At 69.1% G+C, this 15,935-nt stretch carries 12 protein-coding genes; 6 read left to right on the top strand and 6 right to left on the bottom strand.

Annotated elements, in window-relative coordinates; genetic code table 11:
- Positions 1-20: 20 nt before the first annotated feature.
- Positions 21-3,818, bottom strand: a complete 3,798-nt coding sequence (locus JOE67_RS05035; RefSeq protein ID WP_204974431.1) for an NPCBM/NEW2 domain-containing protein — start codon at positions 3,816-3,818, stop codon at positions 21-23.
- Positions 3,819-3,950: 132 nt separating this feature from the next.
- Here JOE67_RS05035 and JOE67_RS05030 point away from each other — a divergent pair, with 132 nt between their 5' ends.
- From JOE67_RS05030 to JOE67_RS05015, 4 genes are read left to right on the top strand one after another with little or no spacing between them, the layout of a single operon-like run.
- Positions 3,951-4,412 carry an FAS1-like dehydratase domain-containing protein gene (locus tag JOE67_RS05030; RefSeq protein WP_204974430.1) on the top strand — a complete coding sequence of 154 codons (462 nt, stop codon included), beginning with the start codon at positions 3,951-3,953 and terminating at the stop codon, positions 4,410-4,412.
- Positions 4,412-4,813 carry a MaoC/PaaZ C-terminal domain-containing protein gene (locus tag JOE67_RS05025; RefSeq protein WP_204974429.1) on the top strand — a complete coding sequence of 134 codons (402 nt, stop codon included), beginning with the start codon at positions 4,412-4,414 and terminating at the stop codon, positions 4,811-4,813. Before JOE67_RS05030 ends, JOE67_RS05025 begins: the two co-directional genes overlap by 1 nt.
- A gap of 16 nt (positions 4,814-4,829) precedes the next feature.
- On the top strand, positions 4,830-5,966 hold the full coding sequence (locus JOE67_RS05020; RefSeq protein WP_204976704.1) for a UDP-N-acetylmuramate dehydrogenase: 1,137 nt from the start codon (positions 4,830-4,832) through the stop codon (positions 5,964-5,966).
- Between the two features lie 32 nt (positions 5,967-5,998).
- Complete coding sequence (locus JOE67_RS05015; protein ID WP_204974428.1) at positions 5,999-6,397, top strand: VOC family protein; 399 nt, start codon at positions 5,999-6,001, stop codon at positions 6,395-6,397.
- A gap of 131 nt (positions 6,398-6,528) precedes the next feature.
- Here JOE67_RS05015 and JOE67_RS05010 read toward each other — a convergent pair whose 3' ends face one another.
- The 4 genes from JOE67_RS05010 to aceB form a co-directional block, all read right to left on the bottom strand.
- Complete coding sequence (locus tag JOE67_RS05010; RefSeq protein ID WP_204974427.1) at positions 6,529-7,746, bottom strand: aminotransferase class I/II-fold pyridoxal phosphate-dependent enzyme; 1,218 nt, start codon at positions 7,744-7,746, stop codon at positions 6,529-6,531.
- Between the two features lie 141 nt (positions 7,747-7,887).
- Positions 7,888-8,352 (bottom strand): ribonuclease E activity regulator RraA, encoded by a 465-nt coding sequence (rraA, locus tag JOE67_RS05005; protein ID WP_204974426.1) that lies wholly within the window; start codon positions 8,350-8,352, stop codon positions 7,888-7,890.
- An 84-nt stretch (positions 8,353-8,436) separates the two neighbouring features.
- A complete protein-coding gene (locus JOE67_RS05000; protein WP_204974425.1) occupies positions 8,437-10,032 on the bottom strand; it encodes an isocitrate lyase in 1,596 nt (531 codons plus the stop codon).
- Between the two features lie 30 nt (positions 10,033-10,062).
- Positions 10,063-11,721, bottom strand: coding sequence for a malate synthase A (gene aceB / locus JOE67_RS04995; RefSeq protein ID WP_204974424.1), 1,659 nt, complete (start codon positions 11,719-11,721; stop codon positions 10,063-10,065).
- A 143-nt stretch (positions 11,722-11,864) separates the two neighbouring features.
- Here aceB and JOE67_RS04990 point away from each other — a divergent pair, with 143 nt between their 5' ends.
- Positions 11,865-13,301, top strand: a complete 1,437-nt coding sequence (locus tag JOE67_RS04990) for a helix-turn-helix domain-containing protein (protein WP_338041500.1) — start codon at positions 11,865-11,867, stop codon at positions 13,299-13,301.
- A gap of 59 nt (positions 13,302-13,360) precedes the next feature.
- Entirely contained in the window at positions 13,361-14,218 is an 858-nt protein-coding gene (locus JOE67_RS04985) for a hypothetical protein (protein ID WP_204974423.1), read from the top strand.
- A gap of 126 nt (positions 14,219-14,344) precedes the next feature.
- On the opposite strand, the gene JOE67_RS04980 is transcribed toward JOE67_RS04985, so the two are convergent.
- Complete coding sequence (locus JOE67_RS04980) at positions 14,345-15,850, bottom strand: PucR family transcriptional regulator ligand-binding domain-containing protein (protein WP_204974422.1); 1,506 nt, start codon at positions 15,848-15,850, stop codon at positions 14,345-14,347.
- Positions 15,851-15,935 lie beyond the last annotated feature (85 nt).

Genomic DNA, 15,935 nt, shown 5'->3' with positions numbered 1-15,935 from the left:
GCCGGATCAGGGCATCCGGATCAGTCGCAGCTGAACTTCGCGTCTCCCCACACGCCGTGGGCGCCGTTGATGCTGCCCGGCGCCTCGACGATGAGGTCGACGTACTGGGCGCCCTTCAGGCCGACCCTCACGCTCTCGGGCGCGAACCCGGGGGTGAAGGTGCGCGACTGGTAGGCGTTCGCGCCGTCGATGTCGACCTTGAAGACCACGTTTCCTGCGAAGCCGGCCTCGAGTCCGACGTCGGCCGTGAACGCGCTGCACTCGCCGCCGACGTAGTAGGTCACCTTCGACAGGGCGTGCACGCCGAGTCCCTTCGCGTACGTCGGGTTCTTGCCCGTCGCCGGGTCGACGTAGTTGATCGCGAGCGGCTTGTCGGGCGACGACGCGGAGTCCTTGTTCGCCACGTCCTTGCCGATCACTCCGTACCCGTTGGTCGCACTGATCCACTGCAGATCCGACGCGAAGGCGGACGCAGTGGGCGCCGGAGGCAGCGGCTGGTCGACGACCTTCCAGTCGAACATCTTCAGCCGGCTCTCCGTCGGCAGCACGACGTACGCCAGCTCCTTCGACGGGTTCAGGCGCACGAGGTTCGAGTACACCTGGTACTTGTACGTCGGGTACTCGTAGACGGCCGGGTTGGTGGCGCTGTTGCGCCCCATCGACACGATCGCGACGCTCGCGCCGCCGAGTCCGGATGCCTGCTGCAGCCAGTTCGGGAAGAAGACGTTCTGCGTCGACACGGTTCCATCGGCGTAGTGCAGCTCGATCGCCGGGTTCACCCCGCCGCCCGATGCGGCGGAGGCGAGGATCGCGAGGTGCGTGCCCTTGCCTGTGAGCGCGATCGTCTGCCCTGCAGGCGAGACCGAGTCGGCGGCACCCGACGGTGCGGGCCAGGTGTAGGCGATCGCGGCGTCGCCCGTTCCGACCGTCACCGTCGACCCAGGCGTGACCCCGGCGCGTGCCAGCGATTCGGCCGAGAAGCTCGCCCCGCCGCCGTCGAAGTTCCCCTCCTTCGCGGTCTCGATCGTGGTGATCGAGTCGGCGTTGTAGGCGCCTGCCAGCGAACCGTAGGCGACGTAGATCTGATTCGCTCCGCTGACCTTCTGCGAGGTCTTCTGCGCCGTGTACGCGGCCGTGACCGTCACGGTCTGCAGGTCCGCCTCGGCAGCGTCGGTGACCTTCACCTCGAATGTCGCGGTGAACGACGCCCCAGGTTCGACCAGCGCGGCGCGCTCGCCCTCGGCCGACACGACCTCCCAGCCGTCGGGAAGCTGCGGCGAGAGGGTGACGTTCTCCTTCTTCTTCGAGCCGGTGTTGCGGAAGGTGGCGGTGACTGTCGTGGCGTCGCCCTGGAACACGCGCTCCTCGAGGTCGACCGAGACCGCTGCCGCCGTCAGGTCGGCGTCACGGCCGCCCACCGCGCTGGTCGCGGAAAGCACGACCTCGGCGCTGCTGCCGGATGCCAGGGGCGCGGTCTTCACGTGGATGACACCACCCGCGTCGGACGCGTCGAAGAACCAGCCGGTGGCCTGCGTCGACAGCGCATCGAGCGACGCCGCCTGCTTCAGGCCCTTGCCGTCGACCGAGACGTTCTTCGGTGCGGAGCCGGTGTGCGCCTCGATGAGGTACGGGCGGGCATCGGCCATGCCGTCGTACGAGCCGGAGCGCTTGCCGATCCCGATCGTGACGGTGCCCTTCTTCCCCGCCTCCGGAGCGGCGACGGTGAACTTCTGCGTGCTCGACTCGCCGTCTTTATAGGCGCGGGTGACCTCGTCGTCCTCGTAGAGCGAGAACGTGCTCGTGCCCTGAGGGAAGAGCGAGAGGGTGATGGGGGAGTCCTCTGCGACGAGTGACGCGTTGCGGGCCACGATGCCCTGCGGCACCACGGCGCCCGCGCGAACGAAGATCGGCAGCTTGTCGAGCGGAGCCGGATGCCCGTTGAGCACCTGCCCGCCTTCGTGCAGCGTGCCTGTCCAGTAATCCACCCACTGCGTGCCCTTGGGCAGGTAGATGCCGTTGCGCACGGTGCTCTTGGTGAAGACGGGAGCCACGAGGTAGTCGCTGCCCAGCAGGAACTCGTTGTTGGCCTCGGCGCTGTACGAGCCGGGATCGTTCGGGTACTCGAGGGCGAGCGAGCGCATCATCGGCAGGCCGCTGCGGTGCGATTCGGCCGCGAGCGTGTAGATGTAGGGCATCAGCTGCTGGCGCAGCTGCAGGTAGCTGCGGTTGATGGCCGTAGCCTGGTCGCCGTACAGCCATGGCCGCTTGTCGACCGATGCCCATCCGCTCATCGAGTAGAGCGCGGGAGCGAACGCCTTCCACTGCAGGTCGCGCACGTAGCTCTCGGCCGAGCCGCCGAAGATGCCGTCGACGTCACCGGTGCTGAAGGCGAGGCCCGAGTTGCCGGCTCCGGTGAGAGCCGAGACCTGCCAGCGCACGGCGTCGAGGTTGCCCGTGTGGTCGCCGGTCCACTGCATCCCGCATCGCTGTGATCCCGCCCAGCCCTCCACCATCAGGGAGGTGCCTCGAGCATCGGAGTACTTCTCGATCCCGCTGTGCGCGGCCTCGCAGCCGGTGAGTGCGAGGCGGTAGCCGCTGCCGACCCAGGCGACGTCGAGCTTGCGCAGCCGGATTCCCGCCTCGCCCACCTCGTACTCCTGGTTCGTCAGCGAGCGCTGGGTCCACAGGCCGGTCTTGAGCGCCGTCTCGTCTTCGATGGCCTGCACGGTCTCGGGCAGCTCCTGGTATTCGCAGCCGTAGCCGTCGTTGACCAGCATCCAGCCGGCCGGCATGTCGTGCTCGACGAAGTCCTTCGCGACGTCGAGCGACTGGGGAGTGCGCAGCTTCGACGGCGTCTTCGTGCCGGAATAGGTCGGGCTCGAGCGGTTGTAGCAGTCGGCGTCGCCGTACTCGAGCGCGTACACCGGCGGCATCATGGGGCGTCCGGTGAGCTGGGTGTACGACTCGAGGGACTGGCTGTAGTCGCCGACGAAGTAGTAGGCGTCGAACCGGCGCTCCTCGTGCGTGGTGGTGTTCTTCTGGAAGTCGTAGGTGCCGCGCGCGAACGTGTTGCGCAGCACGCCGTACCCCTTCGACGACATGTAGTACGGCACGGCGTTCGGGTAGCCGTCGTCATCCCAGTCGTAGCTGCGGGCGACGTTGATCACCGATTCGGTGTGGATCGAGCGGCCGTTCTGCATGCCGCCGCCGAGGATCTGCTCGCCGTCGACGTCTGTCAGGTGCTGGGTGGCGGTCTTCGCGCCGAAGCTGATGGGCGCCGACTCGCTGAAGATCGCGGTGCCGTCTGCGCGTGCGGCCGAGACGGCGCCGGTGGCGCGATCGACCTCGACGGTCACCGTCTTCGAGGCGATGCGGATCCGCTCGCCCTCGGTGACGGTGATGTCGGCCCCGTCGAAGCTGTCGGCGCCGACGACGATGTCGGCGGTGCGCGCAGGGTCGTCCTGCGGGGTGTTCGCGGGGTCGGTGAACGAGCCGCTCGGGTCTGCTTCGAGCCGGAAGGTGCCGTTCTCGAGGAAGGTGACGCGCATCGCGCCGTTCTCGGCGACGAGGGTCACGGCGGCGCCGTCCTTCTCGACGGCGGTGATGGCGCCCACGGTGGTGCCGTCGGCATCGACGGCGACCTCAGGAGAGGCGGGGTCCGGGGTGATCGGGGTGAAGGGCGAGGACGCAGCGGTCTGGGGAGCGGGCGCCGCGACGGCGGCGCCGACCGAGGTCACGCCGACCCCGGTCACCCCCAGTGCGACGGCCAGGCCCAGCGCGGTGAAGCGCCGACGGCAGGTGGGTGAGTTCAACTTCATCGTCTCCTCTGTGATTGATTCTGCAATTGGGGATGAGAATCAATCACATGCAAGCAGATTGGGTTCTCTCGGTCAAGAGTTCTTCCGGCGCTCGCCGGAGGGCACAGGAGCGCCCGCGGCTAGGATCGAGGGGTGCCCGTGAACAGTGAACTGGTCGGCCGGGAGTTCCCGCCGACGGCCCCGTACCTCGTCGGCCGTGAGAAGGTGCGCGAGTTCGCGCGCGCGGTCTTCGCCGATGCCCCGCAGCATCTCGACGTCGACGCCGCCCGTGCCGCAGGCTACGCAGACGTCGTCGCTCCGCCCACCTTCCCGATGGTGATCCAGGACCTCACCCTGCAGCAGCTGCTCTCGGAGCCGGACTCCGGCATCGTGCTGGCGCGCACCATCCACGCCGAGCAGCGCTTCCAGTACACGCGCCCGATCGTCGCGGGTGACGAGCTCACCGCACAGCTCGCGGTCACGGGCATCCGCTCGCTCGGAGGCAACGCGATGATCACGAGCGAGGCGACCATCACCGACGCGGCAGGCGACCACGTCGTCACCGCGATCAGCGTGCTGCTGGTCGGCTCCGACAGCGAAGGCGAGGCCGCGTGATGACCGAGTTCACCGTCGGCGACGTGATCGCCGAGCGCACCCTGCACCTGACTCGAGAGTCCCTCGTGCGCTATGCAGGGGCATCCGGCGACTTCAACCCGATCCACTACCGCGACGACGTCGCGGCCTCCGTCGGCCTGCCCGGCGTGCTCGCGCACGGGATGCTCACGATGGGCATCGCCTCGTCGGTCGTGCTCTCCGCGCTTCCGGTCGGCACCGAGGTCGTCGATTACGGCGTCCGGTTCACCAAGCCCGTCGTCGTCGACGCCGAGACCGGCGCCGACGTGCACATCGTGGCGAAGGTCGGCGCTGTCGATGAGACCGCCGCGCGCATCGACCTCACCGTCAAGGCCGCAGAGACGACCGTGCTCGTGAAGGCCCAGCTGCGGGTCGCACTCTGACATGGCATCCACTGGAGTGACCGAGATCGCGCCCATCGCCCTGCGGGAGCTGACCACCCTGCGCACCGGCGCGGCACCGCAGCGGATGCTGGAGGCCACCACCCGCGAGGAGCTGCTCGTCGCGCTGCAGGAGGTCTGGTCGACCGGCGACGACTGGTTCGTGCTGGGCGGCGGGTCGAACCTGTTCGTCGGCGACGAGCCGTTCGAGGGCACGGTCATCCGGGTGCTGACAGAGGGGATCGAAGAGCTGGCCTCGCCCCACGATGGGCGGATCCGGCTTCGAGTGCAGGCAGGGCACAACTGGGATGCGCTCGTGGCATACGCCGTCGAGCGCGGCTACGCAGGCATCGAGGCGATGAGCGGCATCCCCGGCACCGTTGGCGCCGCCCCCGTGCAGAACGTCGGTGCCTACGGACAGGAGATCCAGGAGACGCTCGTCGAGGTCGAACTGATCGACGAGCACGAGGACGCCCCTGTCGTGCTGCCGGCGGCCGAGCTCGGTCTCGGATTCCGCACCTCTGTGCTCAAGCATCACTACGGCGAGGCGCAGGGCCGTCGCGCGGTCATCCTCTCGGTGACCCTCGATCTCGCGGTCACCGGCGACGCCGGGCGCGTGGTGCGCGGCGAGCAGCTGCGCAGGGCCCTGGGCCTGGTCGACTACGAAGCAGTGCCCCTCGCGTGGGTGCGCTCGCGGATCCTCGAGACGCGCGCCGCGAAGGGCATGCTGCTCGACGCCGACGACCCCGACACGTGGAGCGCCGGGTCGTTCTTCCAGAACGCGATCGTGCCAGAGCCCGTCGCGCGCAGCCTTCCCCCCGAGTGTCCTCGCTGGCCCGTCGAGCCGGACCTCGACTCGGTGACGGTCATCCCGCTCGACGCGTACTACGGACTCGCGCCGCGCGATGAGAAGCCGGTGGGGATGGTCAAAGTCAGCGCCGCCTGGCTGATCGAGAATGCGGGCATCCGCAAGGGATTCCACCTGCCGCAGTCGCGAGCCGGCGTCTCGACCAAGCATGCTCTCGCGCTCACGAACCGCGGCGGCGCGACCGCCGCCGAGCTGGGCGAGCTGGCCCGGTTCATCCAGAGCCGAGTGCACGCCGAGTTCGGTCTGCTGCTGCAGCCGGAGCCCGTTCTCGTCGGCGTCGAGCTGTAGGCGGGTCCGGGCGGGCCGCATACACTCGCCGGATGAGCGGACTGATTCCCTATCTTCTGTTTCCCGGCAGCGCCGCCGAGGCTCTGTCGTTCTACTCGACCGCGTTCGGGGGTGAGTCGCGCCTGTTCACCTACGAGCAGGCGGGCCGCACCGACGGACCTGCTGAGGCGATCGCGCACGGGATGCTCGTCGACGGCCCCGTCGAGCTCGCCGGCGCGGATGCCGCTGCAGGCGAGAGCACGTTCGAGATGAGCGGCATGTTCTTCTCGCTGCTCGGCACCGCCGATCCCGCGACGCTCGCGTCGTGGTTCGATGCGCTCGCCGAGGGCGGCCGCATCATCGACCCGCTGCAGAAGCGTCCGTGGGGAGACCACGACGGCACGCTCGTCGATCGCTTCGGCGTGCCGTGGCTGATCGGGCACCAGGGCTGACGCGGGCCCCAGGGCTCGCGCGTCGTCGCCCCCTCTGAACGTCGTCGCCCCCTCTGATTCACGCGGATCAGAGGGGGCGACGACGACAGGAGGGGGCGAGGACGAGACGACCGCGACCGGGCTCCTGATGGTCAGGCCGAGAACAGGCGCTGCAGGCGCTGCACGCCCTCGAGCAGCTGGTCGTCGCCCAGCGCGTACGACAGGCGCAGGTAGCCGGAGGGGCCGAACGCCTCGCCGGGCACGACCGCGACCTCGGCCTCGTCGAGGATGAAATCGGCGAGCTCGAGCGAGGTGGCCGGTGTCACCGTGCTGCCGTCGCGGCGCGTCCATGTGCGGTTCAGCAGACCCTGCACGTCGGGGTAGACGTAGAACGCGCCCTTCGGGGTCGGAACGACCATCCCGTCGATCTTCGACAGCTCGTCGACGATCAGGCGGCGACGGCGGTCGAACGCCTCGCGCATCTGCTCGGCCTCGTCCTGCGGGCCGTTCAGCGCCGCGATCGCACCGCGCTGCGCGACATTGTTGACGTTGCTCGACAGGTGCGACTGCAGGTTGGCGGCGACCTTGATGGCGTCGGCGGGGCCGACCATCCAGCCGACTCGCCAGCCGGTCATGGCGTACGTCTTCGCGACGCCGTTGACGAGGATGGTCTGGTTCGCGATCGCGGGCAGCGCCTCGACGATGGAGGTCGCCTTGACTCCCTCGTAGGTGAGGTTCTGGTAGATCTCGTCGCTGATCACCCAGATGCCGTGCTCGAGAGCCCATTCGGCGATCGCCCTGGTCTCGTCAGCCGTGTACACCGAGCCGGTCGGGTTCGACGGCGAGACGAACACGAGCACGGTGGTGCGCTCGGTGCGGGCGGCCTCGAGCTGCTCCACGGTGACCTTGTACTCCTGGTCGGCACCGGCGAAGACCTCGACCGGCACTCCGTCGGCCAGCTGGATCGCCTCGGGGTAGGTGGTCCAGTACGGCGCGGGCAGCAGCACCTCGTCGCCCGGGTTCACCACGGCCTGAAAGGCCTGGTACACCGACTGCTTGCCGCCGTTGGTGACGATGACCTGGCTGGGCGAGACCTCGAGCCCCGAGTCGCGCAGCGTCTTCGCGGCGATCGCCTCGCGCAGCTCGGGAAGCCCGGCGGCGGGGGTGTAGCGGTAGTTCGCCGGGTTCGCGAGCGCCTCGGCGGCGGCATCGACGATGAACTGCGGGGTCGCGAAGTCGGGTTCGCCGGCGGCATACGAGATGACGGGCTTGCCCTCGGCCTTGAGGGCCTTGGCCTTGGCATCCACCTTCAGCGTGGCGGACTCGGCGATGGCGGACAGTTTGCGGGAGAGCGGGGCGCGTTCGGTCACGACTCCGATCGTACTCGGGGCTGATCGCCCCGAACCGGTCTGAGACGGGGGCGAGAAGCGGCGAAACCCCGGCATCCGAAGAAATGCGGGATTCTTCTCCGGATGCCGGATGCCGGATGCCGGATGCCGGATGCCGGATGCTCAGCGCTCGACGAGCACGCCGTCCTCATCGGCGTACAGGCGTGCGCCTGGGCGGAACGAGACTCCGCCGAACTCCACCGTGACGTCGGCCTCGCCCGTGCCCTGCTTGCCGCTCTTGCGCGGATTGGTGCCGAGGGCCTTGACGCCCAGCGCCATGGTGCCGAGCGCGGCGCTGTCTCGCACGCAGCCGTTGATGACGACGCCAGCCCAGCCGTTGTCGACGGCGAGCTGCGCGATCATGTCGCCCATCAGCGCCGTGCCGTAGGAGCCGTCGCCGTCGACCACGAGAACCGCCCCGTCGCCGGGAGAGGAGAGGATCGACTTCAGCAGAGCGTTGTCCTGAAAGCAGCGCACGGTGCGGATCGGGCCCTCGAACGAGGTGTACCCGCCGAAGGAGCGCAGCTGCAGCGGCAGCGACTGCAGGTCGTCGCCGTGCACGTCGTAGAGGTCAGCGGTTGATGTCATGTCTCACTCCTATCAGGTCGCCTGGCGACGCGGGAGAGGCCGCATGCGATGATGCATCCGGCCTCTCGCTCAGCGCGCCTCGGATCAGCTGAACTGGTTCATCGTGTTGTGCTGGCCGCCCGCCTTGAGGGCCGCCTCGCCGGCGAAGTACTCCTTGTGGTTGTCGCCCAGGTCGGAGCCGGCCATGTTCTGGTGCTTGACGGTGGCGATGCCGCCGCGGATCTCGCGGCGCTGCACGCCCTTGACGTAGGCCAGCATGCCCTCGTCGCCGAAGTAGCCTTTCGCGAGGTCATCGGTCGACAGCGCGGCCGTGTGGTACGTCGGCAGTGTGATGAGGTGGTGGAAGATGCCGGCGCGGGCTGAGCCGTCGCGCTGGAAGGTGCGGATCTTCTCGTCGGCCAGCGCCGCCAGCTCGGAGTCGTCGTACTCGACGCTCATCAGCTTGTCGCGGTCGTACGCCGAGACATCCTTGCCCTGCTCGACCATGGCGTCGTACGCCTGCTGGCGGAAGTTCAGCGTCCAGTTGAACGACGGGCTGTTGTTGTAGACCAGCTTCGCGTTCGGGACGACCTCGCGGATGCGGTCGACCATGCCGGCGATCTGCTCGACGTGCGGCTTCTCGGTCTCGATCCAGAGCAGATCGGCGCCGTGCTGCAGCGAGGTGATGCAGTCGAGCACCACGCGGTCGACGCCCGTGCCCGGCCGGAACTGGTACAGGTTGCTCGCGAGGCGCCGCGGGCGAAGCAGCCTGCCGTCGCGCTTGATCACGACGTCGCCGTCGCCGAGGCTGTCGGCCGAGACCTCATCGACGTCGAGGAACGAGTTGTACTGGTCGCCGAGGTCGCCGGGCTGGTGCGAGACGGCGATCTTCTGGGTCAGGCCGGCGCCGAGCGAGTCGGTGCGGGCGACGATGATGCCGTTGTCGATGCCGAGCTCGAGGAAGGCGTAGCGGACCGCGTTGATCTTCGCGAGGAAGTCCTCGTGGGGAACGGTGACCTTGCCGTCCTGGTGCCCGCACTGCTTCTCGTCCGACACCTGGTTCTCGATCTGGATGGCGCAGGCGCCGGCCTCGATCATCTTCTTGGCGAGCAGGTACGTCGCCTCGGGGTTGCCGAAGCCGGCATCGATGTCGGCGATGATCGGCACGACGTGGGTCTCGTACCCGTCGATCTGCGACTGGATGAACTCGGCGCCCGTCGTGTCGCCGGCCGCGCGTGCCGCGTCGAGCTGCGTGAACAGGAGGTCGAGCTCACGGGCATCCGCCTGGCGGAGGAAGGTGTAGAGCTCTTCGATCAGCGCGGGAACCGCGGTCTTCTCGTGCATCGACTGGTCGGGGAGCGGACCGAACTCCGAGCGGAGGGCGGCGACCATCCAGCCCGACAGGTAGAGGTAGCGCTTGTTCGTGGACTTCAGGTGCTTCTTGATCGAGATCATCTTCTGCTGGCCGATGAAGCCGTGCCAGACGCCGAGCGACTGCGTGTAGACCGACGAGTCGGCGTCGTACTCCTGCATGTCGCGGCGCATGATGTCTGCGGTGTACTGCGCGATCTCGAGTCCGGTGCGGAAGCGGTTCTGTGCGCGCATGCGGGCTGCCGACTCGGGGTCGATGGCGCTCCAGCCGGAGCCCTGCTCGTCTTTCAGCTGCTGGATGGCGGCGATGTCGTCCTGGTAGCGGGTCATGGCATGTCCTTCTTCGGTGGGGATGGTCGGTCAGTCGGTCAGGTACCGCGAGTACGCGGGCAGCGTGAGGAAGGCGGGGAACTCGGGCCGCAGCGTCACCTCGCGGAAGATGTCGGCGGCGTCGTCGAACCGGTCGCCGTCGTGCCGCGATGCGTCGGCCAGCACCTGCTGGATCAGGCCCTCGATGTGCTCGACGGTGATCGCCGTGCCCTCTTCGGTGCGGCGGTCCTGGTGGATCCACTGCCACACCTGCGAGCGGCTGATCTCGGCGGTGGCGGCGTCTTCCATCAGGCCGTCGATGGCGACGGCGCCCTGTCCGCGCAGCCACGCCTCGAGGTAGCGGATGGCGACGGACACGTTCTCGTGCACGCCGGCCTCGGTCACGGGGCGGCCGATGCGCAGGTCGAGCAGCTGCTCTGCCGTCACCTCCACGTCGTCGCGCCGGCGGTCGAGCTGGTTCGGGCGCTCGCCGAGCACCGCGTCGAACTCCGCCTGAGCCGCGGGGATCAGGTCGGGGTGGGCCACCCAGGTTCCGTCGAATCCGTCTCCGGCCTCGCGGCGCTTGTCGGCGGCGACCTTCTCGAGGGCCCGCTCGGTCAGCTCGGCGTCGCTGCGGTTCGGGATGAACGCGCTCATGCCTCCGATCGCGTGTGCCCCGCGCTTGTGGCACGTCTTCACAAGCAGCTCGGTGTACGCCCGCATGAACGGCACCGTCATCGTCACTTCGCTGCGGTCGGGCAGCACGAAGCGCGCCCCGCGCCCGCGGTAGTTCTTGATGATCGAGAAGATGTAGTCCCAGCGGCCGGCGTTGAGCCCTGCGCAGTGGTCGCGCAGCTCGTAGAGGATCTCGTCCATCTCGAAGGCGGCGGGGAGGGTCTCGATCAGCACCGTCGCGCGGATGGTGCCGTGCGGGATGCCGATGTACTCCTCGCTGAACGAGAAGACGTCGTTCCACAGGCGGGCCTCTTCGCTCGACTCGAGCTTGGGGATGTAGAAGTAGGGTCCGCGGCCGGCGTCGATGAGAGCCTGCGCGTTGTGGAAGAAGTACAGGCCGAAGTCGATCAGCGACCCGGATGCCGCGAGCCGGCGCCCCGTGCGGTCGGTGAACTCGATGTGCTTCTCGCTCAGGTGCCAGCCCCGAGGCCGCATCACGATCGTGGGGGTCTGCTCGGCGGTGACGCGGTACTCCCTGCCGTCGGCCGCAGTGTGGGAGAGCTCGCCACGGATCGCGTCGCGCAGCGACAGCTGCCCGCCGATGATGTTGCGCCAGGTCGGACTGGTCGCATCCTCGAGGTCGGCGAGCCACACCTTGGCTCCGGAGTTCAGGGCGTTGATGGTCATCTTCGGGTCGGTGGGCCCGGTGATCTCGACCCGGCGGTCTTCCAGGCCGGGGCCGGCCCCGGCGACGCGCCAGTCGGCGTCGTCGCGGATGTGCGCGGTGTCTTCGCGGAAGCGCGGGTCGTGGCCGTTGCCGATCTCGAACCTCGCGCGCTGCCGGTCGGCCAGACGGTCGTGGCGGCGCCCGCCGAAGCGGTGGTGCAGCTCGGTGAGGAAGGCGATGGCCTCTGTGGTGAGGATCTCGTCCTGGCGGTCGAGCTGCGGTCCGGTGATGTGCAGCGTCGGGCCGAGTCCGGCGGAGACGGCTGCGTCGACGGTGCGAGTCGGTGCGGTCGCAGTGGGAATGCTCATGATCTGTCTCCTCCGTGAGATGCCCGGTCGGCCATGGCGGCCGGTTGGCTGTGACATCCACTGTGTGTGAAGAAGAGCATCCGGAATGATCAAAACCGCAGAGAAGTTCGTGCGAATTTCTGTTTCTGTGACAGACTGCTCGCGTGACAGACGAATCCGACGCGCTCACCATCGGCCGGCGCATCCGACAGCTGCGCACCGCGCAGGGGATGACGCTGGAAGAGCTCGCGAGCCGCATCGACCGCGCCCCCAGCCAGGTGTCGATGTTCGAGACCGGCAAGCGCGAGCCCAAGCTCACGCTGCTGCAGACGATCGCGAAGGTGCTCGGCACCACCCTCGACGGCTTGCTCGAGGGCGAGCCGCTCGACGAGCGCGCGACGCGCGAGATCGCCCTCGAGCGCGCCATGAAGGGGCAGACCTTCCGCGCCCTCGGCATCCCGTCGTTCCGCATCGGCAAATCGTTTCCCGACGACGCGATCGACGCGATGCTCGCCCTGCACTCAGAGATCGAGCGCCTGCGAGACGAGCGCGCGGCGACGCCGGAGGAGGCGCGTCGTGCCAACCTCGAACTGCGCCACCTGATGCGCACGCAGGACAACTACTTCTCCGATCTCGAAGTGCAGGCCAGCGAGATCCTCGACGCCGTCGGCCACCCGGGCGGGCCTCTCACTCAGCGCACCGCATCCGAGATCGCCGCGCACCTCGGCTTCACGCTGCACTACGCGCCCGACCTGCCCCAGTCGACTCGCAGCGTCGCTGATCTCGCGCACGGCCGCCTCTACCTCTCGAGCAGCATTCCTGCGAAGGGAGATGCGCGCACGGCGGTGCTGCAGGCGCTGTCGAGCCGCATCCTCGGGCATTCGGAACCCCGCAGCTACGCCGAGTTCCTGCGGCAGCGGGTCGAGACGAACTACCTCACCGGAGCCCTGCTCGTGCCCGAGTCGCACGTCGTGCCCGTGCTGAAGGACGCGAAAGAGCGCCGCGCGATCTCGATCGAAGACCTGCGTGACGCGTACTCGGTGTCGTACGAGACCGCCGCGCACCGGTTCACGAACCTGGCGACGCGGCATCTGGGCATCCCGGTGCACTTCCTCAAGGTGCACGAGTCGGGCACCATCACCAAGGCGTACGAGAACGACGACGTGAACTTCCCGACCGACCGGCTGGGCTCGATCGAGGGGCAGATGTGCTGCCGGCGATGGACCAGCCGCGAGGTCTTCGACGTCGACGACCGCTTCAACCCGTACTACCAGTACACCGACACGGGCAATGGCACCTACTGGTGCACGGCCCGCGTCGAGCCATCGAGCGAGGGGATGCACTCCGTCAGCGTCGGCGTCCGCTTCGATGACACGAAGTGGTTCGTCGGGCGCGACACTCCGAATCGCGCGGTGTCGAAGCACTCGGTCGAGACCTGCTGCCGCCGTGCGCCGGCCGAGCTCGAGCAGCGCTGGCGCGATCAGGCGTGGCCGAACGTGCGCACCCCGCGCACCCTGCTCGCGACCCTGCCGACCGGGTCGTTCCCCGGCGTCGACACGACCGATGTGTACGAGTTCCTCGAGGCGCACGCTCCTCGCTGAACCGGGCGGTGCAGGTGCGCCCCGGTAGTGTGAGCGGCGTGACGTCGGGGAGGAGGCGCATGGACGAGCGCAGCGCACCTGTTGCGGAGCCGATCGACGATCCGCATCCGTTCCGCAGCGACCTGCGGGCGATGCTCAGCGGCGCGAACCTCGTGGTGCTGATCGCCGCGATCGTGGCCGGAGTCTGGGGCGTGTTCGACACGCTGGCGGATGCCGGCGGCGACCGGCCCTGGGGCACGCTGTCGATTGCGGCTCCCGCCGTGTACGCCGGCTGGTGCATGCTCGAGATGGCCTGGAAGCCGCTATCGCAGGTCGCCACCGTACTGCTGCGGCTCATGACCGCATGCTTCGTCGCCCCGGTGTTCGTGGCCGTCCCGGTCGGGATCGTGCAGGCGATCGCCGTCGCATCCCCCGGCGTGCGGCAGACCATCGACGACGCCACGTCGGCGAACGACGGCTTCCACTACTGGTGGAGCGAGGGCATCGGCGCCCAGCTCGCCCTCGTGCCGGGGGCCGGATACGTGGTGGGCATGTGCGCGCCTCTCGCGGTCATGCTCATCATCGTGATGCCCGTGCTGTCGCTTCGCGCTCCGCGCATCGCGGCCGAGGGGTCGCACCTCGAGAAGGTCGAACCGGGGCGGCGTGATGCCGCGACCGCGTTCGTGTTCGTCGGGCTCGGAGCGACGACGCTGGGCATCGGGCTGTGGGCGTTCGGAGACGGCGGCAGCATCATCGAATTCCCCGAGGGTCTGGCGCGGTTCCTGAACGCGGTATCGTACGGCTACGTGCCCTGGGACGAGGCCATGTGGCTCGCGGGTGTGGTGCTCGTCGTGCTGGGTGTCGCCGCGATGGCCTGGGGCTGCGTGCGCATGCTGATCGCCCGCGGACGCGCGGCAGCGGAGGCACCCCGGCACTGATCGCGTCGGACCCCGCGCGCGCCTGGCGCGGGAATGTGCGCTTCGCGCGGACGGATGCTTGTGATCGGTCCGCGGCAGGCGCACATCTCCGCGCGGAGCGTACGCCGACCCCTCAGCGCGCGGGCATCAGCCGGCTGCGCGCAGGGTCGCCCAGAGCTCGGCGCGTGCCGGGAACGAGGTGAGGTCGGCACTGAGCAGTCCCGCCGCCTGCGCGAGGCGGGTGCGCAGCGTGTGCCGATGGATGCCCAGTGCCGCAGCCGTCTGCTCGGCATGCGCATCGTGCTCGAGCCAGACCCGCAGGGTGCGCTCGAGCTCAGCGCCGGCCGTCGCGTCGTGCGTGCGCAGCGGGGCGAGGCGCGTACGCGCGAGGGTGCGGGTCTCTCCCGAGACAAGCGCGTCGAGCACGCCGCCGGACTCCACGTCGTGGTAGTCGATCACGCCGTCGCCGCCTGAACGCTGCAGCGCCGTCATCGCCTGTGCGTGGGCATGCGAGAACTCGCCGTACTCGGACGGCTCCGAGACGCCGATCCGGATGCCGAAGCGCTCGGCGACCTGGTCGAGGAGGCCCCTAGACGACGCGCCGAGGCAGATCGTCAGCCCGTCGGCATCCTCCGCCACGAACGACACCGTGCCGCCCACCGCCCGCTGCCGTTCGAACCAGCCGACCACGGCGTCGACGGGAGCAGCATCGGCCGTCGCGACGAGCATCGGCGCAGGCGGGAGCGCGCCGAGCGTGCGGCGCGCGAGGGTCGGATCGTCGTCGCGCAGCGAGGCGAGCAGCTGAGTGTGCATGCGCCGTCGTCCACGGGCGAGCTGCTCGCTCTGCTCGAGCGACAGGCCGGCCATGGCGATCGCGGTGGTGATGACCGCACGCGCCTCAGCGTCGATCGGGCTGAGGTCGACGCCGATCACGCCCTTCAGCTGACCGGTGCGGCCGAAGGTGAGCAGCGTGACGGTGCGCTCGCCGGCAGAGAGCGTGCGACTCGCAGTCGTCCCCCTGGCGAGCAGCTCCGCCACGGCATCCGCGACGGCGTCGGCACCGCGGTCGAGCGCGACCGGATGCTCCTGCGCGATCGCTCCGCTCGAGTCGAAGAGCCCGACCCAGCAGTCGAGACGGCGCGCGAGCTCGGTCAGGGTCGCCTCGAGACCGCGCGGGCGCAGGGCGGCCACGGCCAGCGCGCGCTGCACCTCGAGCGCCCAGGTGCGGCGGGCATAGGCGTGCGCGGCCATCGCCTCGGCGTGGGCGCGGGCGATCGCGAGGAAGGGGATGTCGTAGGGCACCTCGAACAGGGCGAGCCCGGCCTCGGCGCACGCCGTGACGAGCTCGTCGGACGGGCCGACGCGGTGCACCCCGGAGCCGAATCCGAGTGCCAGGACGCCGCGGTGCACGAGACGCTCGACGTAAGAGGCGGCGCCGGGTCCGTCGCTATCGGCGAACTGGCTACCCGTCGTCAGCAGGGCGAGGTCATCGGCGAGGAACGGGGTCGGGTCGACGAGGTCGGAGCTGTGGACCCAGCGCACCGGTACGTCGAGCGCCCCGTCCGGCAGCGATGCCTGCTCCGAGACAAGCGAGAGACGCAGCTCGGCGTGCCCGAGCAGGGTGCGCAGCGTGGGCGGGGCGGCGATGTCCACGACGACCCCTTTCCCGGGTTTGTACAGAATGGCGAAGTGTCCATCAGAAGTGTACGCCGCGGCGAATGCATCCGGTCTTCCGACA

Origin of the sequence: Microbacterium esteraromaticum, from assembly GCF_016907315.1 — a bacterium.
GTDB classification, from domain to species: Bacteria; Actinomycetota; Actinomycetes; order Actinomycetales; family Microbacteriaceae; genus Microbacterium; species Microbacterium esteraromaticum.
This window is presented reverse-complemented; position numbering and strand designations above follow the sequence as displayed.

Bases quoted from the DNA above. Each gene is read 5' to 3' on its own strand.
- JOE67_RS05035 (WP_204974431.1), bottom strand. From the start codon at position 3,818: ATGAAGTTGAACTCACCCACCTGCCGTCGGCGCTTCACCGCGCTGGGC.
- JOE67_RS05025 (WP_204974429.1), top strand. From the start codon at position 4,412: ATGACCGAGTTCACCGTCGGCGACGTGATCGCCGAGCGCACCCTGCAC.
- JOE67_RS05015 (WP_204974428.1), top strand. From the start codon at position 5,999: ATGAGCGGACTGATTCCCTATCTTCTGTTTCCCGGCAGCGCCGCCGAG.
- rraA (WP_204974426.1), bottom strand. From the start codon at position 8,352: ATGACATCAACCGCTGACCTCTACGACGTGCACGGCGACGACCTGCAG.
- JOE67_RS05000 (WP_204974425.1), bottom strand. From the start codon at position 10,032: ATGACCCGCTACCAGGACGACATCGCCGCCATCCAGCAGCTGAAAGAC.
- aceB (WP_204974424.1), bottom strand. From the start codon at position 11,721: ATGAGCATTCCCACTGCGACCGCACCGACTCGCACCGTCGACGCAGCC.
- JOE67_RS04985 (WP_204974423.1), top strand. From the start codon at position 13,361: ATGGACGAGCGCAGCGCACCTGTTGCGGAGCCGATCGACGATCCGCAT.